We start from the raw sequence: 25,401 nt of genomic DNA on the forward strand, positions 1-25,401 counted from the left end.
TTCATGGCTTGGCCTGCGTGTCGGTGGCGGCCTGGCCGCTCTCTTTGAGGGCCTTGGTGACTTCTGGCGGCATGTATTTCTCGTCGTGCTTGGCCAGCACTTCGTCAGCTACCACCACGCCGTCGGCGTTGAGCTTGCCCAGGGCGACGATGCCCTGCCCTTCGCGGAACAGGTCGGGGAGGATGCCGCGGTAGGTGATGGGTACCGATTTACTGTAGTCGGTGACCACGAAGCGCACATCCAGCGAGTCGGCCGAGCGCTGCACCGAGCCCTTCTCGACCATGCCGCCGGCGCGAATGCGCGTGTCCAGCGGCGCTTCGCCGTTGGCGATCTGGGTGGGGGTGTAGAACAGGTTGATGTTCTGTTGCAGGGCGCTCAGGGCAAAGCCCACGGCCACGCCGACACCGGCCAGCAGGCCGAGGATGATGAACAGGCGTTTCTTGCGCTGCGGATTCACGGTTTGGTCTCCCGGCGCAGTCGTCGCGCCTCTTCTTGCAAATAGCGACGCCGGGCCAGCAGCGGGGTGGCGACATTCAGCGCCAGCACCGCCAGGCAGATGCCATAGGCCGACCAGACGTACATGCCATGGTGGCCCATGGCGAGGAAATCACTGAAGGATGCAAAGCTCATCGCGCACCCTCCCGCCCCAGGCTGTTCAACACTTCATCCCTGACCCAACTGGCGCGCGCCTCGCGCTTGAGCACTTCAAGGCGCATGCGCAGCAGCAGCACCGCGCCGAAGAAGCAGTAAAAGCCCAGCGCCGTGCACAGCAGCGGCAACCACATTTCGGCCGGCATCGCGGGTTTTTCGGTAAGGGTGAAGGTGGCGCCCTGGTGCAGGGTGTTCCACCACTCCACCGAGTACTTGATGATCGGGATGTTCACCACCCCGACGATGGCCAGCACCGCGCAGGCCTTGGCCGCGCTGTCGCGGTTGCTGATGGCCTGGCCCAGGGCGATGATGCCGAAGTACAAGAACAGCAGGATCAGCATCGAGGTCAGGCGCGCGTCCCACACCCACCAACTGCCCCAAGTGGGCTTGCCCCAGATCGCTCCTGTGACCAGCGCCACGGCGGTCATCCAGGCGCCGATCGGCGCGGCGCACTGCAGCGCCACATCGGCCAGTTTCATCTTCCACACCAGCCCCACCACCCCGGCCACCGCCAGCAGCACGTAGCACGACTGCGCCAGCATGGCCGCCGGCACGTGGATATAAATGATGCGGAAGCTGTTGCCCTGCTGGTAATCCTGCGGGGCGAAGGCCAGGCCCCAGGTGATGCCCACCACCAGCAACAGCAGGGCAGAAACCGCCAGCCACGGCAGCATGCGGCCGCTGATGGCATAGAACCATTTCGGCGAGCCCAGTTTGTGGAACCACGTCCAGCTTATTTTCATCAGGGTAAATCCAGGGTGTTGGCCGGGCTGCAGTGCCCGGCACTCGTTATTCGCCGACGCTGATTTTCAGCCCGGCGGCGATCGCAAAGGGTGCCAGTGTCACGGTCAAGGCAGCCAGGCTGGCAAGCCAGAGCAGTTGGCCGGTGGCCGGCATATTCTGCAACGCGGCCTGCAACGCACCACTGCCCAGGATCAATACAGGGATATACAACGGCAGAATCAACAGTGCCAGCAGCAGGCCGCCACGCTTGAGCCCGACCGTCAGCGCCGCGCCCACCGCGCCCAGCAAACTCAGCACCGGGGTGCCCAGCAACAATGAGGCTAGCAGCACCGGCAGGCAGCTGGGCGGCAGCCCCAGCATCAGCGCCAGCAACGGCGCCAACAATACCAGCGCCAGCCCGGAAAATATCCAGTGCGCCAGCACCTTGGCCAGCACCAGCAGCGCCAGTGGGTGCGGCGAAAGCACCCACTGCTCCAGCGAACCGTCCTCGAAATCGCTGCGAAACAGCCCGTCCAGCGACAGCAACACCGCCAACAACGCCGCCACCCAAACCAATCCCGGCGACAAGGTTTGCAACAATTGGCTTTCCGGGCCGACCGCCAAGGGGAACAGCGCCACCACAATGGCAAAGAACACCAGCGGGTTGGCAAGCTCTGCCGGGCGACGGAACAGCAGGCGCGCTTCGCGGCGTAACAGCAGTAGGAATACGCTCATGCCGCCCATTGCCCCAGGTTCAGTTCGCGGTAGCCGGACGGTGTGAGCGCCAGTGTGTGGTGGGTGGTCAGCACCACCGTGCCGCCCTGCTCGCAATGCGCCGCCAGGTGCGCCTCCAGTTGCGCGACGCCCTGTTTGTCGAGGGCGGTGAAAGGTTCGTCGAGAATCCACAGCGGCGGGCTGTCCAGGTACAGCCGGGCCAATGCCACGCGGCGCTGCTGGCCGGCCGACAGGGTGTGGCAGGGGACATCCTCGAAGCCGCGCAGCCCAACCGCCTCCAGCGCCTGCCAGATGGCCCCCGAGGTGGCCGGCCGGTGCAGGGCGCACAGCCAGGCGAGGTTTTCTTCAGCGGTGAGCAGGTCCTTGATGCCGGCGGCATGGCCGATCCACAGCAGAATGCTGGCCAGGGCATGGCGCTGCTCGGCCAATGGCAGGCCGTTGAACAGGATCTGCCCGGCGGTCGGCTGCATCAGCCCAGCCAGTAAACGCAGCAAGCTGGTCTTGCCGCTGCCGTTGGGCCCGGCGATCTGCAGCATGTCGCCGGGGCGCAATTCGAAGTCCAGGTGCTCGAACAGCAGGCGCCAGTCGCGCTCGCAGGCCAGGCCTGCGGCTTGGAGGTGAAGGGTCACGGTATCGCCTTATGCATTGGCCATGGGCCGGTGTTGCATGCTTCGCGGGTAAACCCGCTCCAACAGGCCTTGCGCTGGCCCTGTGGGAGCGGGTTTACCCGCGAAGCCGCAAACACCGCTCTGCGGCCTGTGTCTCAAGTCGCCCCGGGCCCTGCCGTTATACTGGCAGGCGGGCGCGCGGCATTATTGCATGTGTCGCCGCGCTGCCACGAGGGCTGGTTCGACAGGTTGTATACAATCATGACTGAAATCAATAGTCTCGGCGCACAAACTGCGTTAAACACGCAGGTGGTCAAGGCGAACATGACCGGCGACCTGCTGCGCCTGCTGCAACCTCAGCCTGGGGTGGTGGCCGAGGGCGAGACCGCGCAGGCCGAGGTGCTGTCGCTGCGCCAGGTGGGCCAGACCTACATGATGCTGATGCGCCTGAGCGCCAATAGCGGCCAGCAGACCCAGGTGCAGACCAGCGCCAGCTTCCCCCTGCCCCAGGGCAGCCAGGTCAGCGTCACGCAAACCCAGAACAACGAACTGGCGCTGGTGGTGCAGGCCGGCAAGGCCAACAACCTCGCCACCCTCACCCGCCTGGACACCAGCCAGACCCCGGTGGGTACTTTACTGCAAGGCAAGGTGGTGACCACCCAGGCGCTACCGCAAAACCCGGGCGAGGTGGCCAGCTACCGCTCGCTGGTAACCCTGCTGAGCAGCAGCCAGGCCGGCACCACCCTGACCATCGACAGCCCCCGCCCCCTGCCGGTGGGCAGCCTGCTCAGCGCCGTGGTGCAGGGCGACCAGTCGCTGCGCTTCGTGCCCCTGAGCGGCCGCCAGGACCAGTTGGCCGTGGCCCAGCAACTGGCCACCCAGCAAAGCCAGCAAGCCTCGTTACCGGGCCTGCTCAACGCCCTGCAGCAAGTTGCCCGCTCGCCCGACACCGGCGCCGAGCTGCGCGCCAGCGCCGAACGGCTGCTGGCCAGCCTGCCCCAGGCGCGCGAGCTGGCCGACCCGAAAACCCTCGCGCAAAGCCTGAACAACAGTGGCGCCTTCCTCGAAGCCAAGCTGCTGGGCGGCCTGGCCGGCAGTGTGGCGCCCGACCTCAAGGCGCAACTGGTGCGCCTGGTCGCCCAACTGCCCGCCCCGCCCGCCGGCACCCCGGCCAGCCCCACGCTGGTCGCCAGCACCCTGGCCCAGGCCTTGCCGGGCTTTGCCCGCAACGCCCTGGGCATGCTCGGCCAGGTCAGCCCGCGCCCGCAGCCAGGCGCCTTTCCCCTGCCCTCGCGCCTGTTGCAGGCGCTGGAGGACGAAGGCGACCTGCAACAGCTGCTGCGCCTGGCCGCCGGCGCCGTGTCGCGCCTGCAAAGCCATGCGCTGTCCAGCCTGCAACAAAGCGGCACTCTGGAAAACGGCAACCTGCAAACCAGTTGGCAGACCGAAGTGCCGATCCGCCACGGGCAGGAGTTCATCCCCCTGCAGATCAAGCTGCAGCGCGAGGAAACCCCGGAACAAAAGGCAGGCCGCGAGCGCGAGCAAGAACAACGCGACCCGCTGCAGGCCCTGTGGCGCATTGAACTGGCCTTCGACCTGGCCCCGCTGGGGCCGCTGCAGGTGCAGGCGCAACTGGCCCAGGGGCGTTTGACTGGCCAGTTGTGGGCCGAGCAGGAGCGCACCGCGCGGCTGATCGACAGCCAGTTGGGCACCCTGCGCGAGCGCCTGCTGGCCCGCGGCCTGGATGTCGGCGACCTGGAGTGCTTCCCCGGCACCCCGCCACAAGGGCCGCGCACGCGCCTGGAACAACGCTGGGTGGACGAGACCGCATGAAGCACAAGCAACCGCGCCAGGCCATCGCCCTGAGCTACGACGGCCAGCAGGCCCCCACCCTCAGCGCCAAGGGCGACGACGAGCTGGCCGAGGCCATCCTCGCCATTGCCCGCGAACACGAAGTGCCGATCTACGAGAACGCAGAACTGGTGCGCCTGCTGGCACGCCTGGAGCTGGGCGAGCAGATCCCCGAGGCGCTGTACCTGACCATCGCCGAAATCATCGCCTTTGCCTGGCAACTGCGTGGCAAGGTGCCGGCGGGCTTTGACGACACACCGCCGGGCGAGCGCGACGTCACCCCGAACCTGCCGCGCCTGCCACATGCACCATGAAACCTGGCGGTAACCCGCTGGCACCTGACTGACCCGCACCCTCGTCATTGTGGATACCCCTTTAGCTTTTGGGCACCCCAATGACCTCAGATTTCATAAACGCTGCCGGCGTGCATTATATCCGCCAGCACCTCGAGAACTTCCCCCGCCCCGACCGCGCCGCAGCCGAGGCCATCCGTAACTGGGCGCGGGAACGCGGCCAAACCCTGGACCCCGACCGCACCGACGTGGTGGTGTTGCACCATCAATGGCGTCACGGCATCGGTGATGTCGGGGTGATCACGCAAAAAATGACCCTTACCCAGGCCGTGCTGGCCAACTGGCAGGGCGAGTCGAACAACAACCTGATCGGCGCCACCTTTGGCATGCCCTGGGCCGGCAACTTCCCCGACAGCCAGCACATTACCCTGGTCGACCGGCTCAAGCCGCCAGGCATCTTCCAGAACGGAACCGGCTACCAGATCTACAACGGCCTGTTCCGCCAGGCCACCCCTGCCGAATACAGTGCCCGCACCCACGTGCAACTGGCTGCCGAAGATTTCCAGCGGTTCATCTGGAACCTGAACTTCCACAATGCCTACAGGACGATGCTCGACCGCTACTGGCACTCGAACACAGACAGCCACCGCCTGGCGACCAAGCTGGCCTTCATTACCGCCTGCAACCGCCAAGTCGCCGAGGGCAGCCTGGCTGACGATGCCCGGCGCCTGGCCTGGCGCGCCGCCGGGCTTGAGCAAGCGCCGCACCCGGTACATGTCCGCTTCCTCAACATCTACGGCTACGTAGCCACCGACCTGGTTCAGATCACCGACAGCAGCAGCGGCCTGACCCTGCTGTATATCCCTGGCAACAGCGCGCCCCTGCACAGTTTTGCCAACCAGGCCAGCCTGCAGGACTGGATCACCCAGCAGTGCCGCAACCTCGAAACCCGCGCAGCTTTACAACAGCACTTCGCCCTCGCCGACCTGCCCGACGGCCTGGAATTCAGCGGCCTGGCCACGGCACTGGACGGCCTGGCGGTGTACCCGGCGGCCAACTACCTGCCCAGCAACCGCATGGGCTTGACCACTGCAGGCGTCTGGCACCCACACACCTACATCAACTACAAGGCCGACAAGTACAGCCCGCTGATCGAGGGCGAGCTGTTCCACGCCCTGACCCAACAGCAACGCAGCCGCAGCTACGCCGATGCCGACTACCGGATTACCAGCGACAGCGACATCACCAAGGCCCGCTGGCGTGGCTACCTGAACTCGACGATCAACCTGCTGGCGCCCCTGGCCATCGTGCTGCCGGAACTGGCGCCGATCTTCGCCCTCGGCGGCGTTGCCCAGTTCGGCCTGGGGCTGGACCAGGCGATCAACGGCCACGGCCAGCAGCAACGCGCAGAAGGCGTGGGCACTGCCACCTTCGGCCTGCTCAATGCCCTGCCACTGCTACATGCCGGCGTATCCAAGGGTGCGTCACTGTTCAGGATCAAAGCCGACGGGTTCGTCGTACCCGGCGAGTTCAATGGCAGGCGCGGCTACCTGTTGAGCCCGGTCTCGCCGCCACACTGGCCGCTCGAGGAGGCCGCACAGTACTTCCACTTCCCTGATGCTATCGCGCCGCTGGAAGGGGCCGATGGCGTCGCTGCCGAGGCCGTTATCCGCACGCCGCGCTACGACGGTACGCCCGACCTGCTGTGGGCATCGGTCGATGGCTACAACGCCGGAGTTATCTACGACGTACAGACCGATAGCTTCATCCTCGAAGGCGACGAGAACGAGCTACAACCACAACACTACGTGCCCCAGGCCGGCAGCCGCGACTTGCAGCCGATCGACGTGCGCAACCGCATCGCCACCGACCCGATGCGCATGGGCACCCTGCGCGCCCTGGGTATCGACCTGCACCTGCCGGTACAGATTCCCGCAACCCCCTTGGCCAATGCACGGGCCATACCCAAGCAATTCACCTGCCTGTGGGTTGGGGACAAGGTGCTGGACGCCCAACTGCTGACCAACCTGGGCAACAACGCCGAGCGCCTGGGCACCAGCCAGTACCGCCTGAGGCTGTGCCTCTCCCGGGCAAACCCCACCGCCCATGCCGAAAACCTGCGCTTGCTCGGCGCTCACGCGCCGGGGCTGGAAGTGCTGGCGCTGGAAGATCAGCGCTGGTTCGCAGCTTTTCGCGACAGCCCTTACCATGCCCAGTACCAGGCCGCGCTGGATGGCGGCAACTACTCGTCGGCCTCGGATGTGTTGCGCTATTCGATGCTGCACAGCGAGGGAGGCATCTACATGGATGTCGACGACAGCCTGCTGGCGGCGGGTGAACGCTCCTACACCCGAAACGGTGAACCCTTCGGTAGCCCGGGCGAAGCGCTGGATGAGGTGGACATGAACACCACCGAAGACGGCCTGTTGCTGTTCTCGCCGATGTCTAACGAGAAGCTGGGCATGAACTGTCAGTTCAACTCCAGCCTGATCGGCAGCCATGCCGGCAACCCGACATTGCTGGCGATCAGCGAAGAAATGCGTGCGCGATACCTGGCCGAAGCTGACTTTTACGCCAGCCGGCCCAGCTTGCAGGAGGATCCGCAAGGGTTTTACAACTATGCAAGCAGACTCAACCGCCTTACCGGCCCGGGGCTGCTGACCGACATGGTCGACCGGCACCTGCCGTCATTACGGGTGATGCGCCATATCATCAACCTGTACCAGATGCCGCGCATCAACGCCGGGCTGTACGTAGACCTAACGGCTTACAAGGCGGCGTCGCGCCACTTGCTGCCCTTCAGCCGGTTTGTCCGGGTGGGTGGCTTCCACTCCTGGGCCAGGCCCTGAAAAGACGAAGGGCCGCTGTGCGCCCCATCGCCGGCAAGCCGGCTCCTACAGGGTTTGGTGCAGGAACCGGCTTGCCGGCGATGGGCCGCACAGCGGCCCCACTCGATCTCGAATCTTACTCGCCGCGGTGCAGCTTGCTCATCAACTGCGCCTCGGCCTGGGTCAGGCCGCAGGTCTGGGTCAGTTCCTCGACGCTGGCACCCATACCCACCAGCTTGGCCGCCTGGGCGAAGGTAACGTTGTTCGGGTCGCGCTGCTCCAGTTGCTGCAGCTTGTCCGGCAACGGCGCCACCACCGCACGCAGCTCGTGAATCGCCTCGCCCATGCGCACGGTACCGTTCTGGTAGTCGTCCAGGCGCTTGGCCAAATCCTTGATGCGCTGGTCACGCAGCGCATCGCCCTCGGCCTGCTGGGCTGCCAGCTCGCGCTGGCGCTTGCTGTAGTTGAGGAAGAACCACAGGCTCAGCGCCCACAGCAGCGCCAGGAAGATGACAGCAACCTCGAAAATCAACTCAGATGTTCTCCAGCTCAGACCACTCTTCCTCGGTCATCATCTTGTCCAGCTCGACCAGAATCAGCAGCTCGCCGTTCTTGTTGCACACGCCCTGGATGAACTTGGCCGACTCTTCGTTACCGACGTTCGGTGCGGTTTCGATCTCGGACTGACGCAGGTACACCACCTCGGCCACGCTGTCGACCAGGATGCCGACCACTTGCTTGTCAGCCTCGATGATGACGATACGGGTGTTGTCGGTCACGTCGCTTGGCATCAGGCCAAAGCGCTGGCGGGTGTCGATCACCGTCACCACGTTGCCGCGCAGGTTGATGATGCCCAGCACGTAGCTCGGCGCGCCCGGTACCGGGGCGATCTCGGTGTAGCGCAGGACTTCCTGCACCTGCATGACGTTGATGCCGTAGGACTCGTTGTCCAGACGGAAGGTTACCCACTGCAGGATCGGATCTTCGGAACCTTGTGCAGACGACTTTTTCATTCCCCTAGCCCTCAAAATCCGCCATCGGCGGTGTGCTCGTTCAATTGGCCGCGGCAGTAGCGGCGTTGATTCAGTTGTGTTTGGTGTTCATCTGCTTGACCGCGCCACTGGCGATCAGCTCGGCCAGCGCGGCCACGTCCAGCAACGCGCACATGTGTTCGATCACCGTGCCGGCCAGCCACGGGCGCTGGCCACGCTGGCTGCGCCACTTGATCTCGTTGGGGTCCAGGCGCAACGAGCGGCTGACCTGGTGTACCGCCAGCCCCCATTCGTAACCTTGTACCGAAATCACGTACTGCAAACCCTGGCGGAAGTCGTCACGGTAGCGGTCAGGCATGACCCAGCGCGCCGTGTCGAGCACCTTGAGGTTGCCCGCCTGGCAACTGAGGATGCCGAGGAACCAGTCCGGCTGGCCGAACAGCGGCGTCAGCTCCTGGCCGGCCAGGCTGTAGATAGAGCCCAGGCACACCAGCGGTACCGCAAGGGTCAGCCCGGCGACGTCGAACAACAGGCACTCGAACGGCTCGGCGGCCCAGTCCGGGCGGCCATCGATGCTGGCGGGTGGCACTGGCGCGGCAGGCGCCGGCAGGTGCACCTCGACCAGCGGAGCCACAGGCTCCGCCACCTGGACCTCGGTCAGTACGGGTATGCTGGCCTCGGCCACCACCTGGCTTTCCACCACGCTGACCACCGGCTCCGGCTGAGGCTGCGCCGGTGGCAGGATGGTCGGCAGCACCTTGGCCTGGGGCTCGGCGAATGGCCGCGCAGCGACAGGTGGTGGTGCGACCTGGCGGCGCGCATCGGCGGCCTGCTCTTCGCGCACCGCGGCTTCGAAATCATCCTCAGGCGCAGCGCTGGCCGGCGGCGTTTCGGCCGGCATGTCGAACGACTCGGTGGCCTCCTGCAGCAGGCCGTCGAGGTACGACTGCAGGGCCATCTGCGGCTTGCTGGTAATGTGCGGCGCTTGGTTCATCAGGCCACCTGCAATGCGTTGCGGTAAGTAAGCAGGTGCTTGAGCAGCGCGCGATAGGCGATCACGCCGCGGCTCTTGCCATCGAACTGCGAGGGGGTGACACCTTTGCGGCTGGCATCACGCAGGCGCGTGTCGACCGGAATGTATCCCTGCCAGACCTGCTCGCCGTAGGTGTCGCGCAGCACCTTGAGGGTGCCAAGCGAAGCCTGGGTGCGGCGGTCGAACAGGGTCGGGACGATTTGATAGGGCAGCGCCTGCTTGCGCGAGCGGTTGACCATGGCCAGGGTACCGACCATGCGCTCCAGGCCCTTGACCGCGAGAAATTCGGTTTGCACCGGGATCACCAGCTGCTGGCTGGCGGCCAGGGCGTTGACCATCAGCACGCCGAGCAACGGCGGGCTGTCGATCAGGGCAAAATCGAAATCCTGCCACAGCTGCGCCAAGCTCTTGGCGATCACCAGGCCCAGGCCGTTCTGGCCCGGCGACTGGCGCTCGAGTACCGCCAGGGCAGTGCTCGAGGGCAACAGCGAAATACGCTCGTCACTGGTGGGCAGCAGCAGTTGGCCCGGCAGGCCTTCAGGCACGCTGCCCTTGTGCAGGAACAGGTCGTAGCTGCTGTGCTCGAGTGCGTCAGGGTTGTGCCCGAAATAGCTGGTCATCGAGCCATGGGGGTCGAGGTCGACCACGACCACGCGCTTGCCCGCCTCGGCCAGCAGGCCGGCCAGGGCGATGGTGGTGGTGGTCTTGCCGACGCCACCTTTTTGATTGGCTACTGCCCAGACTCTCATAGGACAAATTCTATCTCATTGATTTGGCGCGAGACTCTGTAGGAGCGGGCTTGTCCCGCGAACACCGGCAGAGCCGGTGCCACCAGCGCGCCGCCTGGTTCGCGGGGCAAGCCCGCTCCTACAGGGGCGGCGCAACATCATTTATCTGTGTTGCCATCCGCGTCGGAGAATTGACGAGTTACTGCCCCGCCACCGATGCTGGCGTGGCTGGTGCACTTTGTGTGCCAGCCCGGCGCAAAGCGGCATCTGGCGTGGCATTGGCGCTGCCGCTACCGGTCAGGCTGCGGCGCACTTCGAGGTTGCGGGAAATCACCAGCACCACGCGGCGGTTGCGCGAGCGGCCGTCGGCCGTGTCGTTGCTGGCCACCGGCTGGTACTCGCCGTAGCCAACAGACGCCATGCGCGCCGGGTTCACCCCTTCCATCGCCAGCAGGCGCACGATGCTCGCCGCCCGGGCCGACGACAGCTCCCAGTTGGTCGGGTACTGCGCCGTGCGGATCGGCAGGTTGTCGGTAAAGCCCTCGACGTGCACCGGGTTGGCGAACGGCTTGAGAATCTTCGCCACCTTTTCGATGATCTCGAAGGCGACATCGCTGGGCATGGCGTCGCCACTGCCGAACAGCAGCGCCGAGTTGAGCTCGATCTCCACCCACAGCTCGTTGCCGCGTACGGTCATCTGGTCGCTCTTGATCAGGTCACCGAAGGCATCACGCACATCATCGGCGATGCTCTTGAGCGGGTCGACGCTGGTCTGGGCAAGGCCGGCGTCAGTCTGCTCGCTGTCCTTGATCAACGGCTCGGCCGGCTTGACCGTCACCGGGCGCTCTTCACCGATGGGGATCGGCCGGGTGCTGCGCTCGGGGTCGTTGAATACCCCGATCAGCGCCTGGGAGATCTGCTTGTACTTGCCCTCGTTGATCGAGGAAATGGAGTACATGACCACGAAGAAGGCGAACAGCAAGGTGATGAAGTCGGCATACGACACCAGCCAGCGCTCGTGGTTTTCGTGTTCCTCTACGCGACGACGACGGGCCATGGTTACTCCATGAAGCCTTGCAGCTTGAGCTCGATCGAGCGCGGGTTCTCGCCTTCGGCGATCGAAAGCAGGCCCTCGAGGAGCATTTCACGGTAGCGCGACTGGCGCAGGGTCACCGCCTTGAGCTTGTTGGCGATCGGCAGCAGGATCAGGTTGGCACTGGCCACACCATAAATGGTGGCAACGAAGGCCACGGCAATGCCCCCGCCCAGTTGCGACGGGTCGGCCAGGTTGCCCATCACGTGGATCAGGCCCATGACCGCACCGATGATACCGATGGTCGGCGCGTAGCCGCCCATGCTCTCGAACACCTTGGCCGCCTGGATGTCGCGGGATTCCTGGGTCAGGAAGTCGACTTCGAGGATGCTGCGGATGGCCTCGGGCTCGGCGCCGTCCACCAGCAGTTGCAGGCCCTTGCGCGCATAGGGGTCAGGCTCGGCATCGGCCACGCCTTCCAGGCCCAGCAGGCCCTCCTTGCGTGCGGTGAGGCTCCAGTTGACCACCCGGTCGATACCACCGGCCAGGTCGACCCGTGGCGGGAAGAGGATCCAGCGCACGATCTGCAGGGCACGCTTGAACGACGACAGCGGCGACTGCAGCAAGGCTGCAGCCAGGGTGCCGCCGAGTACGATCAGCGCCGCCGGGCCGTTGAGCAATGCGCCGACATGGCCGCCTTCGAGCAGGTTGCCGCCAACGATGGCGACGAACGCCAGAATCAGGCCGATAAGGCTCAGGACATCCATCAGACGCAAGCCTCGACCAGGTGTCTGCCAATGTCGTCCAGGCTGTAGACCGCGTCAGCCAGGTTGGCTTTGACGATGGCCATGGGCATGCCGTAGATCACGCAGCTGGCTTCATCCTGGGCCCACACGGTGCTACCGCCCTGCTTGAGCAGGCGCGCGCCTTCACGGCCGTCGGCGCCCATGCCGGTGAGCACCACCGAGAGCACCTTGTCGCCGTACGACTTGGCAGCCGAACCGAAGGTGATGTCGACACAAGGTTTGTAGTTGAGGCGTTCGTCACCTGGCAGGATCTTCACCGTGCCACGGCCATCGACCATCATCTGCTTGCCGCCAGGGGCCAGCAGCGCCAGGCCCGGGCGCAGCACGTCGCCGTCTTCGGCTTCCTTGACGCTGATCTTGCACAGTTTGTCCAGGCGCTCGGCAAACGCCTTGGTGAAGGCTGCCGGCATGTGCTGGATAAGCACGATCGGCGCCGGGAAACCGGCAGGCAGTTGCGTCAGTACGCGCTGCAGCGCCACCGGGCCGCCGGTGGAGGTACCGATGGCCACCAGCTTGTAAGGCTTGCGCTTGGGCGCCGGCGAGTGGCTGGCGGCCGGGGCAGCGCTGCGGGTTGGCGCAGGTGCTGCGGTGCGCGCAGCCGGCGCGCTGGCGCTGAAGCTGCTGGCCGGCGCCGGGCTGCTGGCAGCTGGCGCTGCGGCAGGTGCCGGGCTTGAGTAAGCGCTGAAACGGCGGTTGCTGCGCGAGATGGTGTGGACCTTCTCGCACAGCATCTGCTGGACCTTTTGCGGGTTGCGCGAGATGTCTTCGAAGTTTTTCGGCAGGTAATCGACGGCACCGGCATCCAGCGCATCCAGGGTGACCCGGGCGCCTTCATGGGTGAGCGAGGAGAACATAAGCACCGGCGTCGGGCAACGCTGCATGATGTGCCGTACCGCGGTGATGCCGTCCATCATGGGCATTTCATAGTCCATGGTGATGACATCGGGCTTGAGCGACAGCGCCTGGTCGATCGCTTCCTTGCCGTTGGTCGCGGTGCCCACGACCTGGATGGTCGGGTCAGCCGAGAGAATTTCCGAGACACGGCGGCGGAAGAAACCGGAATCATCCACCACCAGGACCTTGACTGCCATAAACACTCCATTAGGTGGCGCACCCGCCAGGGCGCGCCACCAGAATCAAATACGCCGCGCGGCGTAACGCTTGAGCATGCTCGGGACGTCGAGGATCAGCGCAATGCGGCCGTCACCGGTAATGGTGGCGCCGGACATGCCTGGCGTGCCCTGCAGCATCTTGCCCAGCGGCTTGATCACCACTTCTTCCTGGCCCACCAGCTGGTCGACCACAAAGCCTATGCGCTGGGTGCCGACCGAGAGGATGACCACGTGACCTTCGTGCTGCTCCTCGTGCGCCTGGTCCTGGACCAGCCAGCGCTTGAGGTAGAACAGCGGCAGCGCCTTGTCGCGCACGATCACCACTTCCTGGCCATCGACCACGTTGGTGCGCGACAGGTCGAGGTGGAAGATCTCGTTGACGTTGACCAGCGGGAAAGCGAACGCCTGATTGGCCAGCATCACCATCAGGGTCGGCATGATCGCCAGGGTCAGCGGCACCTTGATGACGATCTTCGAACCCTGGCCCTTGGCCGAGAAGATGTTGATCGAGCCGTTGAGCTGGGAAATCTTGGTCTTCACCACGTCCATGCCGACACCGCGGCCGGACACGTCGGAAATCTCGGTCTTGGTCGAGAAGCCCGGGGCGAAGATCAGGTTGTAGCAGTCCGACTCGCTCAGGCGGTCGGCCGCGTCCTTGTCCATCAGGCCCTTTTCCACGGCCTTGGCACGCAGCACGCTTGGGTCCATGCCCTTGCCGTCGTCAGAGATCGACAGCAGGATGTGGTCGCCTTCCTGCTCGGCCGACAGCACCACGCGGCCGGTACGGGCCTTGCCCGAAGCCTCGCGTTCGTCGGGCATCTCGACACCGTGGTCGACTGCGTTGCGCACCAAGTGCACCAGCGGGTCGGCCAGGGCTTCGACCAGGTTCTTGTCGAGGTCGGTCTCTTCACCGACCAGCTCCAGGTTGATCTCTTTCTTGAGCTGGCGGGCCAGGTCGCGAACCAGGCGCGGGAAGCGCCCGAAGACCTTCTTGATCGGCTGCATGCGGGTCTTCATGACTGCGGTCTGCAGGTCGGCGGTGACCACGTCGAGGTTGGACACGGCCTTGGACATGGCCTCGTCGCCGCTGTTCAGGCCCAGGCGCACCAGGCGGTTACGCACCAGTACCAGCTCGCCGACCATGTTCATGATCTCGTCCAGGCGCGCGGTGTCCACACGTACGGTAGTTTCCGCTTCGCTGGCGCCGTGTTTTTCGGCGGCAGGTGCAGGTGCGCGGGCCGGGGCCGGGGCCGGGGCCGGAGCGGCAGCAGGCTTGGCCGCAGCAGCGGCTGCCGGAGCAGGTGCCGGCTTGGCGGCAGGCGCGGCGTCGGCTTTCGGCGCAGCAGCCACCGCCGCAGCAGCAGGGGCTTCGGCAGTTGCCGCAGCGCCACCGAACTTGCCCTTGCCATGCAACTGGTCGAGCAGCGCTTCGAATTCGTGCTCGCTGATGTCGTCACCGGCAGGCGCGGCAGCAGGTGCTGCACTGGCAGCCGGCAACGAGTCGACCGCGAAGTTACCCTTGCCGTGCAACTGGTCGAGCAGCGACTCGAACTCGGCGTCGGTGATTTCGTCACTGCCGGCAGCCGGCGCTGCGGCCGGTGCACTGGCCGGTGCTTGCGCACTGAACTGGCCCTTGCCATGCAACTGGTCGAGCAGCGATTCGAACTCGGCGTCGGTGATTTCGTCACCGTTGCCGCTGACCACTTCGCCCTGCATCTGCTCGTGCACGGCCGCTTCGGCCTTGACCGCGTCCAGCGAGTCGAGCAGTTGCTCGAACTCGGTGTCGGTAATGTCTGCCTCGGCGGCGACTTCGGCCACCGGCTCAGGCGCCGCCGCAGGGGCAGGCGCCTCGGCACCGCCGGGCTCGGCCAGGCGCGACAGCGCGGCCAGCAGCTCCGGGGTGGCTGGGGTGATGTCGCTGCGCTCGCGCACCTGGCCAAACATGCTGTTGACCGTGTCGAGTGCCTCGAGCACCACATCCATCAGTTCCGCGTCGACCCGGCGCTCACCTTTGCGCAGGATGTCGAACACGTTCTCGGCGATGTGGCAGCACTCCACCAGCTCGTTGAGCTGGAGGAAGCCGGCGCCCCCTTTTACAGTGTGGAAACCGCGGAAAATCGCATTGAGCAGGTCCGCATCGTCAGGCCGGCTTTCCAGCTCGACCAGTTGCTCGGACAGTTGCTCGAGGATTTCGCCGGCTTCTACCAGGAAATCCTGGAGGATTTCTTCATCGGCGCCGAAGCTCATTAAACGTGCTCCTTAAAAACCCAGGCTGGACAGCAGATCGTCGACATCGTCCTGACTGGACACGACGTCTTCACGCTTATCGGCATGAATCTGCGGACCTTCACCCCGAGTCGGATGTTTTTCTTGATCTTTTTCAGCACGCAGCTGCTGGTGGTCATGTTCGATACCGGCAAAGCGGTCGACCTGGCTGGCCATCAGCACGAGCTTGAGCAGATTGCTTTCGACTTCGGTGACCAAGGCGGTCACCCGTTTGATCACCTGGCCGGTGAGATCCTGATAATCCTGGGCCAGGACGATATCGTTGAGGTGGCTGGAGACTTTCTGGTTACCTTCGGCGCTTTGCGTCAGGAAACTGTCGACCCGCTTGACCAGCTCACGGAATTCAGGCGCTGCCACCTCGCGGCGCATGAAGCGCTGCCAGTCGGCGGACAGGCTCTGGGCCTCGGCGGCGAGGTCGTTGAGCACCGGGGTGCACGCCTCCGCCAGATCCATGGTGCGGTTGGCCGCACCTTCGGTGAGGCGAACCACGTAGGAGAGGCGCTCGGTGGCATCGGTGATCTGCGACACTTCCTCGGCCTGCGGCATGGCCGGGTCGATCTGGAAGTTGACGATTGCACTGTGCAGTTCGCGGGTGAGCTTGCCGACTTCCTGATACAGCCCGCGGTCGCGGGTCTGGTTCAGTTGGTGGATCAGTTGCACCGCATCACCGAACCGGCCGCGCTCGAGGCTTTCGACCAGTTCCTGGGCATGCTTCTTCAGGGTAGTTTCGAACTCACCCAGAGAGTTGTTGGTTGACTCCATTGCGCCCCCTGACGTGACTCAGCCGTTGACGCGTTCGAAGATCTTCTCGATCTTTTCTTTGAGCGCCTGGGCGGTGAATGGCTTGACCACGTAACCGTTGACGCCGGCCTGGGCGGCTTCGATGATCTGCTCGCGCTTGGCTTCGGCGGTGACCATCAGCACCGGCAGGTGCTTGAGGCGCTCATCTGCACGCACGGCGCGCAGCAGGTCGATACCGGTCATGCCGGGCATGTTCCAGTCGGTTACCAGGAAATCGAAGTTCTCGCTGTTGAGCATCGGCAGTGCCGTGTTGCCGTCATCAGCTTCCTTGACGTTGGTGAACCCCAGGTCACGCAACAGGTTCTTGATGATCCGCCGCATCGTCGAAAAGTCGTCAACGATGAGGATTTTCATGTCTTTGTTCAATTAGACCTCCAAGCAGTCTTTAACGCGCTCGGCGCCGAGCGCGCGCTCAATCAATTCGGCACTACAAAAAACGACTGCATCGAACCGGGGTTCAACGCGCCCGCCATTCCCCAAGGCGGCTGCGCAGACGCGCGGCGCACTGGCTGTGCAGCTGGCTGACCCGCGATTCGCTGACCCCCAGGACCTCACCGATTTCCTTGAGGTTCAGCTCTTCGTCGTAGTACAGCGCCAGCACCAGGCGTTCACGCTCCGGCAGGTTGGCGATCGCATCGGCCAGCGCACCCTGGAAGCGCTCGTCTTCCAGGTCACGCGACGGCTCCAGCTGCCCGCTCGCTCCATCCTCGTGCAACCCCTCGTGTTCGCCGTCCTGCAAAAGGTCGTCGAAACTGAACAGGCGGCTGCCCAAGGTATCGTTCAAAATCCCGTAGTAATCATCGAGACTCAATTGGAGTTCGGCAGCAACCTCGTGATCTTTAGCGTCACGGCCCGATCTTGCTTCAACAGCGCGAATTGCGTCGCTGACCATGCGCGTGTTGCGGTGCACCGAACGAGGTGCCCAATCACCCTTGCGCACCTCGTCGAGCATGGCGCCGCGGATGCGGATACCTGCGTAGGTTTCGAAGCTGGCACCCTTGCTGGCGTCGTACTTGTTGGCGACTTCCAGCAGGCCGATCATGCCGGCCTGGATCAGATCTTCGACCTGCACGTTGGCCGGCAGGCGCGCCAGCAGGTGGTAGGCGATGCGCTTGACCAGCGGCGCGTAACGTTCCACCAGCTCGTACTGGGCGTCCTTGGACGCCTTGCTGTACATCTTGAAACCGCTCGCACTCATAGCACCGGCCCCGCACTGGTGGGTTGTACCAGACGCTCGACGAAGAACTCCAGGTGCCCGCGCGGGTTGGCAGGCAGCGGCCAGCTGTCGACCTTCTGCGCGATGGCCTTGAAGGCCAGCGCACACTTGGACCGAGGGAAGGCCTCGTAGACCGCCCGCTGCTTCTGCACAGCCTTGCGCACGCATTCGTCGTAAGGCACCGCGCCGACGTATTGTAGGGCGACGTCGAGGAAGCGGTCCGTGACCTTGGTCAACTTGGCGAACAGGTTGCGCCCTTCCTGCGGGCTCTGGGCCATGTTGGCCAGCACGCGGAAACGGTTCATGCCGTAGTCGCGGTTGAGCAGCTTGATCAGCGCGTAGGCGTCGGTGATCGAGGTGGGCTCGTCGCACACCACCAGCAGCACCTCTTGCGCGGCGCGGACAAAGCTGACTACCGAGTCACCGATACCTGCAGCGGTGTCGATCACCAGCACGTCGAGGTTGTCACCGATCTCGCTGAAGGCCTGAATGAGCCCGGCGTGCTGCGCCGGGGCCAGGTGCACCATGCTCTGGGTGCCAGAGGCGGCCGGCACGATGCGTACACCGCCCGGGCCCTGCAACAGCACGTCGCGCAGCTCGCAGCGGCCTTCGATGACATCGGCCAGGGTGCGTTTTGGGGTGAGACCGAGCAACACGTCGACATTGGCCAGGCCCAGGTCGGCGTCGAGCAGCATGACCCGGCGGCCGAGTTCAGCCAGCGCCAGGGACAGGTTCACTGAAACGTTGGTCTTGCCGACGCCACCTTTGCCACCGGTGACGGCGATCACCTGTACGGGATGCATGCTACCCATGTCTGTTGTTTACCTTGTCTCGCTTGAACCCAAGCCACATGAGGGGCTGAACGCTCGCGGCCATGGACCGGCCGGGCAACCCCATGATGTAGGTACTTTGCACAGTATTCACCCTCAACCCGCCCGTTTGCCGGGGTTGTGGTAGAGATCAGCGAACATGTCGGCCATTGCCTCCTCGCTGGGCTCGTCCTGCATCTGCACGCTCACCGCACGGCTGACCAGCTGGTGCTTGCGCGGCAATTGCAGGTCATCCGGAATGCGCGGGCCATCGGTCAGGTAGGCCACCGGCAGTTCGTGGCTGATGGCCAGGCTCAGCACTTCGCCGAGGCAGGCCGTTTCGTCCAGTTTGGTCAGGATGCACCCTGCCAGCCCACAGCGCTTGTAGCTGTGATAAGCGGCAGTCAGCACCTGCTTCTGGCTGGTGGTTGCCAGCACCAGGTAGTTCTTCGAGGCGATGCCGCGGCCAGCCAGGGTTTCCAGCTGCATGCGCAGGGCCGGGTCGCTGGCCTGCAGGCCCGCGGTATCGATCAGCACCACGCGCTTGCGCAGCAGCGGCTCCAGGGCCTGGGCCAGCGACTCGCCCGGGTCGACGTAGGTGACAGGCACGTTGAGGATACGGCCCAAGGTCTTGAGCTGCTCCTGGGCGCCGATACGGAAGCTGTCCATGCTCACCAGTGCCAGGTTGTTGGCACCGTACTTGAGCACGTAACGGGCAGCGAGCTTGGCCAGGGTGGTGGTCTTGCCCATGCCGGCCGGGCCGACCATGGCGATGACCCCGCCCTCCTCGATCGGTTCGACCGACGGCACTTCGATCATGCGCGCCAGGTGCGCCAGCACCATGCGCCAGGCCTGGCGCGGCTCTTCGATTTCGGCGGTCAGTTCCAGCAGCTCGCGGGCCAGGCCGCCCGACAGGCCCAAGCGCTGCAGGCGGCGCCACAGGTTGGCCTGTTGCGGCTTGTTGCCCTGCAGCTGGCTCCAGGCCAGCGAGCCGAGCTGCACTTCAAGCAGCTCGCGCAGGCCCGACAGCTCCGAACGCATGGCGTCGAACACGCGGGTATCGACCGCCGCCGGTGCAGGCGCAGCGGCAGGCGCCGGGGCTTCGACATGGGGCTCGACCAGCGGCTCGGAGGCGGTCAGCGACAAACCGGCGAACAGCTGGCGATTGCCCTCGCCCAGCTCGCTGCGGCCGTCGATTTCGGCCTGGGCGGTGACGATGCGCGACTGCGTCTTGCGCAGCTCGTCCTCGAGTTCGGCGTTGGGTACGCGCGGGGCCAGGGCGGACAGCTTGTAGTCCAGCGCGGCCGTCAGTTCGACACCGCCGGCGATGCGCCGGTTGCCGATGATGGCGGCATCGGAGCCGAGCTCATCCCGGACCAGCTTCATGGCCTGACGCATATCAGCGGCGAAAAAACGCTTAACTTGCATAACCCACTACCTCAGCCATTAGGCCCCACGGTGGCAACGATGGTGACTTGCTTGTTGTCAGGTATTTCCTGATACGCCAAAACATGCAAATTCGGTACAGCCAGGCGGCCGAAGCGCGACAGCATGGCTCGGATCGGGCCGGCTACCAGAAGGATGGCCGGCAAGCCCTGCATTTCCTGGCGCTGGGCTGCCTCGATCAACGAACGCTGAAGCTTTTCGGCCATGCTCGGTTCAAGAAGAACACCATCTTCCTGACCCTGTCCGGCCCTTTGCAGACTATTGAGCAAGATCTGTTCCAACCTTGGCTCCAAGGTGATCACAGGCAGCTCGGACTCAACGCCGACAATGCTTTGCACGATTGCGCGGCACAGGCCGACACGCACGGCGGCCACCAGCGCGGCGGTATCTTGACTCTTGGCGGCATTGTTGGCGATGGCTTCGGCAATGCTGCGGATGTCACGCACCGGCACCTGCTCGGACAGCAGCGCTTGCAGAACCTTCAGCAGCCCCGACAAGGAAATGACGCCCGGCACCACTTCTTCAGCCAGCTTCGGCGAGGCCTTGGCCAGCACCTGCAGCAATTGCACGACTTCTTCATGGCCGATCAGCTCATGACAGTGCTTCTGCAGGATCTGGTTGAGGTGGGTAGCGACCACGGTACTGGCATCGACCACGGTGTAGCCCAGCGACTGCGCCTGGGCGCGCTGGGCCAGGTCGATCCACACCGCCTCCAGGCCAAACGCCGGGTCACGGGCAGCGATGCCGTTGAGGGTGCCGTACACCTGGCCTGGGTTGATGGCAAGCTCGCGGTCCGGGTAGATCTCGGCCTCGGCCAGGATCACCCCCATCAGCGTCAGGCGATAGGCGCTGGGCTGCAGGTCGAGGTTGTCGCGAATGTGCACGGTGGGCATGAGAAAGCCCAGGTCCTGGGAGAGTTTTTTGCGCACGCCCTTGATCCGCGCCAGCAACTGACCGCCCTGGTTGCGGTCGACCAGCGGAATCAGCCGGTAGCCGACTTCCAGGCCGATCATGTCGATGGGGTTGACGTCGTCCCAGCCCAGCTCCTTGGTTTCCATGGCGCGCTGCGGCGAAGGCAGCAGTTCCTGCTGGCGCTGGACCTCTTGCAGGGCCACGGCCTTGGCCTTCTGCTGCTTCTTCCACACCAGGTACGCAGCGCCGCCAGCCACGGCGCCCAGGCTGAGGAAGGCAATGTGCGGCATGCCCGGCACCAGGCCCATGACTATCATGATGGCCGCCGAGACGGCCAGCGCCTTGGGCGAATCGAACATCTGCCGGTTGATCAGCTTACCCATGTCCTCGGAGCCCGAGGCACGGGTGACCATGATCGCGGCGGCGGTGGACAGCAGCAGTGATGGCAATTGCGCCACCAAACCGTCACCGATGGTCAGCAGGGCGTAGATCTTGCCGGCATCGCTGAAGGTCATGCCGTGCTGCAGCATGCCGATGAGCATGCCCCCGATGAGGTTGATGAAGAGGATCAGCAGGCCGGCGATGGCGTCGCCGCGGACGAACTTGCTGGCACCGTCCATCGAGCCGTAGAACTCGGCCTCCTGGGCCACCTCGGCGCGGCGCGCCTTGGCCTGGGCCTGGTCGATCAGGCCGGCGTTGAGGTCGGCGTCGATGGCCATCTGTTTGCCGGGCATGGCGTCGAGGGTGAAGCGTGCGCTTACCTCGGAGATACGCCCGGCACCTTTGGTCACCACCACGAAGTTGATGATCATGAGGATGGCGAACACCACCGCACCGACCACGTAGTTACCGCCAATCACCACTTCACCGAAGGCCTGGATGACCTTGCCCGCAGCGCCGTGGCCTTCCTGGCCGTGGAGCATGACCACGCGGGTGGAGGCGACGTTCAGCGCCAGGCGCAGCAGGGTGGCCACCAGCAGGATGGTGGGGAAGGCGGCGAAGTCCAGCGGGCGCAGGGCGTACACGCAGACCAGCAGGACCACGATCGACAGGGCGATGTTGAAGGTGAAGAACACGTCGAGCAGGAACGGTGGTATCGGCAACATCATCATTGCCAACATCACCAGCAGCAGCAGCGGCACGCCGAGATTGCCCCGGCCGAGACCGGCCAGGTTGTTACGGGCGCTGCTGATTAACTGAGTGCGATCCACCGCGAGTCCTCTTCAAGCAAAACTTTGACGCCTGCGTGGCGCCTGGCGCTGGCTTTGCAAGAAGCTTTCCAACTTTTTTGGGTGAGGGGAAATCGGGGGGTTAGGCGGGTTCGGGTTCGGGTTCGGGTTCGGGTTCGGGTTCGGGTTCGGGTTCGGGTTCGGGTTCGGGTTCGGGTTCGGGTTCGGGTTCGGGTTCGGGTTCGGGTTCGGGTTCGGGTTCGGGTTCGGGTTCGGGGATTATGGTTATTGCTTTGGAAGATGCATGCGCATTCGTTGACGATAAGCGCTTTTCGTCACCTTTCCGCCCTTACGGCGGGTAACTTTTTGAAGGATCAAAAAGTCACCAAAAAATCCCTGCTCCCATCATCCGGCCCCCTACGCTGCGCTTCGGGGGTTCCCTCGCTCCGGGCTTGCTCCGGAGGTACGCGCCGACGGGCCGTCCCTGGCCCGATCGGCGCTCGACCGGCATCCATGCCGGTCGCCCTCCTACGCAATCCCTACGCTCGGCCTCCTGAAGTCGCGATTTGTGTTGTCTGAACTACCGCGCACTTAGAAGCAAGATCAAGAGCCAGATCAAGAGCCAGATCAAGAGCCAGATCAAGAGCCAGATCAAGAGCAGAGATATTGGTTTAGCTTTTATTGATTTGTTGTTTGTTCGGGCCCTATCGCCGGCAAGCCGGCGATTGCAATCCTGAGTTCCCACAAATGCAACTAGCGGTTAGCTGCGCCAGTGCAGGCGCCGCCCCTAACTTCGCGACTTCAGGAGGCCGAACGCAGGGATTGCGTAGGGGGGGGGCGACCGGCATGGATGCCGGTCGAGCGCCGATCGGGCCAGGGACGGCCCGTCGGCGCGTACCCCCGGAGCAAGCCCGGAGTGAGGGAACCCCGGAGCGAAGCGCAGGGGCCGGATGAATGGAGCGAGGATTTTTTGGTGACTTTTTGATCCTTCAAAAAGTTACCCGCCGTAAGGGCGGAAAGGTGAATAAGCGTCGCTATAAATAATGAATGCGCACACTATTTCCAAACCAACCAAGACAACTTAAAAAACTAACAAACCAACAAACCAACAAACCAACAAACCAACAAACCAACAAACCAACAAACCAACAATCACTCATCCCGCCGCAAATCATCAGGAATCGGCAAATCCTTCTTCAACGGATCAGGCGCCTTGCCCTTACCAGCCCGGTACTGGCGGATCTGGAACACATAGGCCAACACCTGCGCCACCGCCAGGTACAACCCCGCCGGGATCTCCTGCTCAAGCTCGGTGGAGTAATAGATAGCCCGCGCCAGGGCCGGCGATTCGAGGATCTGCACCTTGTGCTCCACCCCGATCTCGCGAATCTTCAAGGCAATGAAATCGGTACCCTTGGCCAGCAGCAACGGCGCCACCCCGCCCTTCTCCGGGTCGTATTGCAGAGCCACGGCATAGTGCGTCGGGTTGGTGATGATCACGTCGGCCTCCGGCACCGCCGCCATCATGCGCCGCTGCGACATCTCCCGCTGCAACTGGCGAATCCGTTGCTTGACCTCGGGCTTGCCCTCGCTGTCCTTGTACTCGTCCTTGATCTCCTGCTTGGTCATCTTCAGCTTCTTGTGGGTCTGCCACAGCTGGAACGGCACGTCCGCCGCCGCAATCAGCAGCAAGCCCGCCGACATCCACAAGGCACTCCAACCCACCACCTGCACGCTGTGGATGATCGCCTGCTCCAACGGCTCGTTGGCAATCGCCAGCAGCGCCTGGCGGTCGTTGCTCAGCACCACCAAGGCCACCAGCAGGATCACGAAGAACTTGGCCAGGGCCTTGAGCAACTCGGTCAAGGCATTCATCGAGAACATCCGCTTGATCCCCGACAACGGGTTCATGCGGCTGAACTTGGGTTGCAGCAGGCTGCCGGAGAACAGAAAACCACCCAGGGCGATGGGCGCGACGAAGGCCACCACGAACAACAGGATCAGCACCGGCTGCGCCGCCCAGATGGCCATCTTGCCCGAGGCCAGCAAGAAGGCGCCCATGCTGCGCTCATCAACGATCACCTCGCGGGTGAGGCTGAAGTTCATGCGCATCATCGCCATCAGCGACTCGGCCAGGTACCCGCCAAACGCCAACAGGCCGCCGGCACCAGCCAAGGTCACACCGACCGTGTTCAGCTCCTTGGAGCGGGCGATCTCACCTTTTTCGCGCGCGTCGCGCTTGCGTTTGTCGGTGGGTTCTTCTGTCTTGTCCTGACCGCTCTCGCTCTCAGCCATGCTCAGCCCGCCCTCGCCAGCTCACGCAGCCACAGCAGCGCTTCGCTGGCCAATGCCTGGTAATGGGAAAGAATATCGGCCAGCCCGACCCAGAAGATGCCAAGGCCCAGCACCAGGGTGAGCGGGAAGCCGATGGAGAAGATGTTCAACTGCGGCGCGGCGCGGGTCATCACGCCGAAGGCGATGTTGACCACCAGCAGGGCAGCGATTGCCGGCAGAATCAACAAAAGGCCGGCACCAAGCACCCAGCTCATGCGCCCGGCCATCTCCCAGAAGTGGTTGACCACCAGGGCACTGCCGATGGGCAGGGTGGTGAAGCTTTCGGTCAGCACTTCGAACACCACCAGATGGCCGTTCATCAGCAAGAACAACACGCTCACCAGCATGGTCATGAACTGGCTGACCACCGCCACGTTGACGCCGTTGGCCGGGTCTACCATCGAAGCGAAGGCCATGCCCATCTGCACGGCAATGATCTGCCCGGCAATGACGAACGCCTGGAACAGCAACTGCAGCGAAAACCCGAACAGCGCACCCACGATTACCTGCTCGGCGCACAACAGCACGCCGCGCAGGCTCAGCGGGTCGATTTCGGGCAACGCCGGCAGCCCCGGCACGATCACCACGGTAATGGCCACCGCCACATACAGGCGCACCCGCGCCGGCAGCATCTTGGTGCCGATGATCGGCATGGTCATCAGCACACCCATCACCCGGAACATCGGCAGGATGAAGGTGGCGACCCAGGTGCCGATCTGCGCGTCGGTCAGCTCCAGCATGGCGGCGTCAACCGATCAGCTGCGGGATGCTGGTGTAAAGGCCGGTGATGTACTCCATGAACTTCTGCACAAGCCAAGGGCCTGCAACGATCAGGGTGACCAGCATCACCAGCAGGCGCGGCAGGAAGCTCAGGGTCTGTTCGTTGATTTGCGTGGCAGCCTGGAACATCGCCACCACCAGGCCCACCAGCAGGCTGGGCACCACCAGGATGGCCACCATCAGGGTGGTCAGCCACAGGGCGTCACGGAACAGGTCGACGGCAACTTCAGGGGTCATGGGTCGCTCTCCTGGGCA

General features: G+C 64.2%; 25 protein-coding genes. 3 read left to right on the top strand and 22 right to left on the bottom strand.

Annotated features, from left to right (window positions below; translation table 11 throughout):
- Position 1 precedes the first annotated feature (1 nt).
- The 5 genes from ccmE to ccmA are packed head-to-tail and all read right to left on the bottom strand — an operon-like array spanning position 2 to position 2,738.
- Positions 2-457, bottom strand: coding sequence for a cytochrome c maturation protein CcmE (gene ccmE / locus KSS93_RS21530; RefSeq protein ID WP_217839622.1), 456 nt, complete (start codon positions 455-457; stop codon positions 2-4).
- Entirely contained in the window at positions 454-630 is a 177-nt protein-coding gene (gene ccmD, locus KSS93_RS21535) for a heme exporter protein CcmD (RefSeq protein WP_217885900.1), read from the bottom strand. Before ccmD ends, ccmE begins: the two co-directional genes overlap by 4 nt.
- A complete protein-coding gene (locus tag KSS93_RS21540) occupies positions 627-1,394 on the bottom strand; it encodes a heme ABC transporter permease (protein ID WP_217885901.1) in 768 nt (255 codons plus the stop codon). The genes ccmD and KSS93_RS21540 overlap by 4 nt, the downstream gene beginning before the upstream one ends.
- 46 nt (positions 1,395-1,440) lie before the next feature.
- Entirely contained in the window at positions 1,441-2,109 is a 669-nt protein-coding gene (gene ccmB / locus KSS93_RS21545) for a heme exporter protein CcmB (RefSeq protein WP_217885902.1), read from the bottom strand.
- Complete coding sequence (gene ccmA, locus KSS93_RS21550) at positions 2,106-2,738, bottom strand: cytochrome c biogenesis heme-transporting ATPase CcmA (protein ID WP_217885903.1); 633 nt, start codon at positions 2,736-2,738, stop codon at positions 2,106-2,108. The genes ccmB and ccmA overlap by 4 nt, the downstream gene beginning before the upstream one ends.
- A gap of 240 nt (positions 2,739-2,978) precedes the next feature.
- Here ccmA and fliK point away from each other — a divergent pair, with 240 nt between their 5' ends.
- The 3 genes from fliK to KSS93_RS21565 all read left to right on the top strand — a co-directional run bounded on the left by fliK (position 2,979) and on the right by KSS93_RS21565 (position 7,710).
- Positions 2,979-4,550, top strand: coding sequence for a flagellar hook-length control protein FliK (gene fliK / locus KSS93_RS21555; protein ID WP_217885904.1), 1,572 nt, complete (start codon positions 2,979-2,981; stop codon positions 4,548-4,550).
- Positions 4,547-4,882 (top strand): EscU/YscU/HrcU family type III secretion system export apparatus switch protein, encoded by a 336-nt coding sequence (locus KSS93_RS21560; protein ID WP_217885905.1) that lies wholly within the window; start codon positions 4,547-4,549, stop codon positions 4,880-4,882. The genes fliK and KSS93_RS21560 overlap by 4 nt, the downstream gene beginning before the upstream one ends.
- 80 nt (positions 4,883-4,962) lie before the next feature.
- Positions 4,963-7,710 (top strand): dermonecrotic toxin domain-containing protein, encoded by a 2,748-nt coding sequence (locus KSS93_RS21565; protein WP_217885906.1) that lies wholly within the window; start codon positions 4,963-4,965, stop codon positions 7,708-7,710.
- 115 nt (positions 7,711-7,825) lie between these two features.
- Here KSS93_RS21565 and KSS93_RS21570 read toward each other — a convergent pair whose 3' ends face one another.
- From KSS93_RS21570 to fliQ, 17 genes are all read right to left on the bottom strand, one after another.
- Positions 7,826-8,221 (bottom strand): DUF2802 domain-containing protein, encoded by a 396-nt coding sequence (locus KSS93_RS21570; RefSeq protein ID WP_217885907.1) that lies wholly within the window; start codon positions 8,219-8,221, stop codon positions 7,826-7,828.
- 1 nt (position 8,222) lies between these two features.
- Positions 8,223-8,702, bottom strand: a complete 480-nt coding sequence (locus tag KSS93_RS21575; RefSeq protein WP_016393802.1) for a chemotaxis protein CheW — start codon at positions 8,700-8,702, stop codon at positions 8,223-8,225.
- Positions 8,703-8,772: 70 nt separating this feature from the next.
- The gene (locus KSS93_RS21580; protein ID WP_217885908.1) at positions 8,773-9,675 is read right to left on the bottom strand and encodes a CheW domain-containing protein; all 903 of its coding nucleotides are present in this window, start codon (positions 9,673-9,675) and stop codon (positions 8,773-8,775) included.
- Complete coding sequence (locus KSS93_RS21585) at positions 9,675-10,463, bottom strand: ParA family protein (protein WP_217885909.1); 789 nt, start codon at positions 10,461-10,463, stop codon at positions 9,675-9,677. Before KSS93_RS21585 ends, KSS93_RS21580 begins: the two co-directional genes overlap by 1 nt.
- 178 nt (positions 10,464-10,641) lie before the next feature.
- Positions 10,642-11,499 carry a flagellar motor protein MotD gene (gene motD, locus KSS93_RS21590; protein ID WP_217885910.1) on the bottom strand — a complete coding sequence of 286 codons (858 nt, stop codon included), beginning with the start codon at positions 11,497-11,499 and terminating at the stop codon, positions 10,642-10,644.
- A 2-nt stretch (positions 11,500-11,501) separates the two neighbouring features.
- Complete coding sequence (locus KSS93_RS21595) at positions 11,502-12,242, bottom strand: flagellar motor protein (RefSeq protein WP_217885911.1); 741 nt, start codon at positions 12,240-12,242, stop codon at positions 11,502-11,504.
- Positions 12,242-13,372: a protein-glutamate methylesterase/protein-glutamine glutaminase gene (locus KSS93_RS21600; protein ID WP_217885912.1), complete on the bottom strand. Its 1,131-nt coding sequence runs from the start codon at positions 13,370-13,372 to the stop codon at positions 12,242-12,244. Before KSS93_RS21600 ends, KSS93_RS21595 begins: the two co-directional genes overlap by 1 nt.
- Positions 13,373-13,417: 45 nt before the next feature.
- Entirely contained in the window at positions 13,418-15,640 is a 2,223-nt protein-coding gene (locus KSS93_RS21605) for a chemotaxis protein CheA (RefSeq protein WP_217885913.1), read from the bottom strand.
- A gap of 12 nt (positions 15,641-15,652) precedes the next feature.
- Entirely contained in the window at positions 15,653-16,441 is a 789-nt protein-coding gene (locus tag KSS93_RS21610; protein ID WP_217885914.1) for a protein phosphatase CheZ, read from the bottom strand.
- 18 nt (positions 16,442-16,459) lie between these two features.
- Positions 16,460-16,834, bottom strand: a complete 375-nt coding sequence (locus tag KSS93_RS21615) for a chemotaxis response regulator CheY (RefSeq protein WP_217839637.1) — start codon at positions 16,832-16,834, stop codon at positions 16,460-16,462.
- A gap of 103 nt (positions 16,835-16,937) precedes the next feature.
- On the bottom strand, positions 16,938-17,678 hold the full coding sequence (gene fliA / locus KSS93_RS21620) for an RNA polymerase sigma factor FliA (protein WP_217839638.1): 741 nt from the start codon (positions 17,676-17,678) through the stop codon (positions 16,938-16,940).
- Entirely contained in the window at positions 17,675-18,508 is an 834-nt protein-coding gene (gene fleN / locus KSS93_RS21625; RefSeq protein WP_016393812.1) for a flagellar synthesis regulator FleN, read from the bottom strand. Before fleN ends, fliA begins: the two co-directional genes overlap by 4 nt.
- Positions 18,509-18,622: 114 nt before the next feature.
- A complete protein-coding gene (flhF, locus tag KSS93_RS21630; RefSeq protein WP_217839639.1) occupies positions 18,623-19,933 on the bottom strand; it encodes a flagellar biosynthesis GTPase FlhF in 1,311 nt (436 codons plus the stop codon).
- A gap of 11 nt (positions 19,934-19,944) precedes the next feature.
- Positions 19,945-22,074, bottom strand: a complete 2,130-nt coding sequence (gene flhA, locus KSS93_RS21635; protein ID WP_217839640.1) for a flagellar biosynthesis protein FlhA — start codon at positions 22,072-22,074, stop codon at positions 19,945-19,947.
- Positions 22,075-23,184: 1,110 nt separating this feature from the next.
- Complete coding sequence (gene flhB, locus KSS93_RS21640; protein WP_217839641.1) at positions 23,185-24,327, bottom strand: flagellar biosynthesis protein FlhB; 1,143 nt, start codon at positions 24,325-24,327, stop codon at positions 23,185-23,187.
- A gap of 2 nt (positions 24,328-24,329) precedes the next feature.
- Positions 24,330-25,106: a flagellar biosynthetic protein FliR gene (gene fliR / locus KSS93_RS21645; protein WP_217885915.1), complete on the bottom strand. Its 777-nt coding sequence runs from the start codon at positions 25,104-25,106 to the stop codon at positions 24,330-24,332.
- Positions 25,107-25,113: 7 nt separating this feature from the next.
- Positions 25,114-25,383, bottom strand: coding sequence for a flagellar biosynthesis protein FliQ (gene fliQ / locus KSS93_RS21650; protein WP_016393817.1), 270 nt, complete (start codon positions 25,381-25,383; stop codon positions 25,114-25,116).
- Between the last annotated feature and the right edge of the window lie 18 nt (positions 25,384-25,401).

The organism is Pseudomonas xanthosomatis, from assembly GCF_019139835.1.
In the GTDB taxonomy this organism is placed as follows: Bacteria; Pseudomonadota; Gammaproteobacteria; order Pseudomonadales; family Pseudomonadaceae; genus Aquipseudomonas; species Aquipseudomonas fakonensis.

Bases quoted from the DNA above. Each gene is read 5' to 3' on its own strand.
- KSS93_RS21540 (WP_217885901.1), bottom strand. From the start codon at position 1,394: ATGAAAATAAGCTGGACGTGGTTCCACAAACTGGGCTCGCCGAAATGG.
- KSS93_RS21605 (WP_217885913.1), bottom strand. From the start codon at position 15,640: ATGAGCTTCGGCGCCGATGAAGAAATCCTCCAGGATTTCCTGGTAGAA.
- KSS93_RS21615 (WP_217839637.1), bottom strand. From the start codon at position 16,834: ATGAAAATCCTCATCGTTGACGACTTTTCGACGATGCGGCGGATCATC.
- motD (WP_217885910.1), bottom strand. From the start codon at position 11,499: ATGGCCCGTCGTCGTCGCGTAGAGGAACACGAAAACCACGAGCGCTGG.
- flhF (WP_217839639.1), bottom strand. From the start codon at position 19,933: ATGCAAGTTAAGCGTTTTTTCGCCGCTGATATGCGTCAGGCCATGAAG.
- KSS93_RS21610 (WP_217885914.1), bottom strand. From the start codon at position 16,441: ATGGAGTCAACCAACAACTCTCTGGGTGAGTTCGAAACTACCCTGAAG.
- KSS93_RS21585 (WP_217885909.1), bottom strand. From the start codon at position 10,463: ATGAGAGTCTGGGCAGTAGCCAATCAAAAAGGTGGCGTCGGCAAGACC.
- flhB (WP_217839641.1), bottom strand. From the start codon at position 24,327: ATGGCTGAGAGCGAGAGCGGTCAGGACAAGACAGAAGAACCCACCGAC.
- fliA (WP_217839638.1), bottom strand. From the start codon at position 17,678: ATGAGTGCGAGCGGTTTCAAGATGTACAGCAAGGCGTCCAAGGACGCC.
- KSS93_RS21580 (WP_217885908.1), bottom strand. From the start codon at position 9,675: ATGAACCAAGCGCCGCACATTACCAGCAAGCCGCAGATGGCCCTGCAG.
- ccmD (WP_217885900.1), bottom strand. From the start codon at position 630: ATGAGCTTTGCATCCTTCAGTGATTTCCTCGCCATGGGCCACCATGGC.
- fliR (WP_217885915.1), bottom strand. From the start codon at position 25,106: ATGCTGGAGCTGACCGACGCGCAGATCGGCACCTGGGTCGCCACCTTC.
- KSS93_RS21565 (WP_217885906.1), top strand. From the start codon at position 4,963: ATGACCTCAGATTTCATAAACGCTGCCGGCGTGCATTATATCCGCCAG.
- ccmB (WP_217885902.1), bottom strand. From the start codon at position 2,109: ATGAGCGTATTCCTACTGCTGTTACGCCGCGAAGCGCGCCTGCTGTTC.
- fliK (WP_217885904.1), top strand. From the start codon at position 2,979: ATGACTGAAATCAATAGTCTCGGCGCACAAACTGCGTTAAACACGCAG.
- fleN (WP_016393812.1), bottom strand. From the start codon at position 18,508: ATGGGTAGCATGCATCCCGTACAGGTGATCGCCGTCACCGGTGGCAAA.
- KSS93_RS21595 (WP_217885911.1), bottom strand. From the start codon at position 12,242: ATGGATGTCCTGAGCCTTATCGGCCTGATTCTGGCGTTCGTCGCCATC.
- fliQ (WP_016393817.1), bottom strand. From the start codon at position 25,383: ATGACCCCTGAAGTTGCCGTCGACCTGTTCCGTGACGCCCTGTGGCTG.
- KSS93_RS21600 (WP_217885912.1), bottom strand. From the start codon at position 13,372: ATGGCAGTCAAGGTCCTGGTGGTGGATGATTCCGGTTTCTTCCGCCGC.
- KSS93_RS21560 (WP_217885905.1), top strand. From the start codon at position 4,547: ATGAAGCACAAGCAACCGCGCCAGGCCATCGCCCTGAGCTACGACGGC.
- KSS93_RS21575 (WP_016393802.1), bottom strand. From the start codon at position 8,702: ATGAAAAAGTCGTCTGCACAAGGTTCCGAAGATCCGATCCTGCAGTGG.